Source organism: Planktotalea sp. (genome assembly GCF_049680325.1).
Taxonomy (GTDB): domain Bacteria; phylum Pseudomonadota; class Alphaproteobacteria; order Rhodobacterales; family Rhodobacteraceae; genus Planktotalea.
In genome coordinates, this window is sequence record NZ_JBAUHO010000177.1 from 1 (window position 1) to 1,828 (window position 1,828).

At 53.6% G+C, this 1,828-nt stretch carries 2 protein-coding genes; one reads left to right on the plus strand and one right to left on the minus strand.

The features are described 5' to 3' along the window. The first annotated feature begins 163 nt into the window (after positions 1-163). Positions 164-421, plus strand: a complete 258-nt coding sequence (locus WBC85_RS08200; protein ID WP_424435108.1) for a helix-turn-helix domain-containing protein — start codon at positions 164-166, stop codon at positions 419-421. Positions 422-651: 230 nt separating this feature from the next. Here the strand turns inward: WBC85_RS08200 and WBC85_RS08205 are convergent, their stop codons facing one another. Next, positions 652-1,404, minus strand: coding sequence for a hypothetical protein (locus WBC85_RS08205; RefSeq protein ID WP_424435111.1), 753 nt, complete (start codon positions 1,402-1,404; stop codon positions 652-654). Positions 1,405-1,828 lie beyond the last annotated feature (424 nt).

Consider the following 1,828-nt stretch of genomic DNA (forward strand, 5'->3'; position numbering starts at 1 on the left):
GAATGACAGATGGCACATTTCTGCGGAACGGTACGCTGGACCCGACAACAGGCTAGTTCGCGAGGCAACGTGATGTTCGAACAAGTCTATGGAAAACATCATTTATCCACTTTTTAGATAATCTATAAAGTAGATTAGCCCGGTCACAAGGGGTTTGTGACACGTGGCAAAGACAATCAGAAGTTCAGGGCATGAAGCGCTCCGCGATGCACTCATTGCGGCGCGCAAAAATGCTGGGCTGACGCAGGAACAGTTAGCGGCTCGGCTGAAATGCCATCAGTCCTTTGTGGCCCGCGTTGAAAGTGGTGAGCGCAGGATCGATGTCATTGAGTTGGTTGTGCTCGCGAGGGCTATGGAGGCCGACGCTGCTGAACTTCTGACGGTGGCCGAACGCGCGACGGATGCCGATCATCGGATTTGAGCGCAGCTTTGAAGTTCGAAGACCAAAGCGTCATTTGACTAACAAGAATGTAGCTCTGTTCGATTTGGGCGAGTGATTCGCCGGGAAAATGCGTGAAACCGCGCTCCCAGCAAAAATCAATGATATATTATTGTTCATTGTGAGTGTGCGGTTATTGGAACGGTTAGGTAGGTTTCGTCCACCAAGAGCAGTTTCGCTTTCAAATCTGGGTCAAGTTTCGACGCCGCCAATCAATAGTCCACCTGTTCGAAACCATAATTGCCCTCATAGTCACGCCAATCGACGAAGACAGAGCGGTGGTAGATGCTCGGACAGTTTTGCCCCCAGCGTTCGAGGCCAACATGTGCCTCGGGCAGGGCGCTTAGTGCAGAGCGTGCCCAGGAGAAATCACCCTGTGTCCCATAGGTTCCGAGAACGACCGTCGCGCTCCGATTGCAATCATCGTCTGGACCGGATTCGTGTTGGTGCGCGTAGCGCACATCAAAAACCCGGATTGAACGCACAAAGTTGAACTCAGGTCCGCTGATGTCGATATCGGCGCGGTTTTGGATCAGGCGCAGGACGAGGCCATTGGGCAGCTGTCCGGCTGTGGCGTCCGTCGTTCGGAGGACGGCGGGGACAGGTCGCGCATTAGATTCAGTCGGAAACTCAGGATAGCTCTGGGGTAGGGTGTCGAGACCATTGTCCAGAATGTCGAAGATGCGCGCCGCCGAGTTCGTATCACTGCCCGGCTGATAGGCTACACCCATGGGACAGCGCCAGATCTGAAGTGGAGGTTCAACGGGCCAGGGCGTGATCCGCCGTATGAACTCAGCTCTGGCACGCGCGCAGGGAACCGAAGCGGGCCAGCCACCGGATAGGCAGAGCAGGATCGCGCAATCAATTTGGTAGGTTTGAGCCGCAACCCTTTGAGGTGTTGCTGCCTGCGAGAGTGTAGCAACGGATGCAGCGAAGACGATGTGTGTAAAAAGGTTTGACTTCATCGGTCACCTAGCATGTAGCATGTTTCCAATCACATTGCACCAATAGTATATTATTGTTGTCATTGTGCCCTTAATTCTTGGACGCTGATGTATTGTCAGGGATTTGAATGAGTCTTGTGCCCTTAATTACTGGATATCCACAGGTCGCTGCCTGGCAGATTGAAGGATACTTTCGGCGTACCTGAGCAGTTCGCCGCGGTCCGCATTTGCACCGAGTTGTATGATCGCCAACTTTGCCGCTGCGAGATACTCGGGCTGAGGCGAAGCGCTGATATACGTGGGGTGCCTCTTTGATCGGCCTTTGTGGTTTTCTTTGCTTCCAACTCCGAGAAGTGGCAAATCGCTGGCAAGGCTTGCCAACCTATTCACCAGTTTCCGTTCATGTGGGAAGGCAGCACGGAATCTGCGTTCCACGGTGGGATCG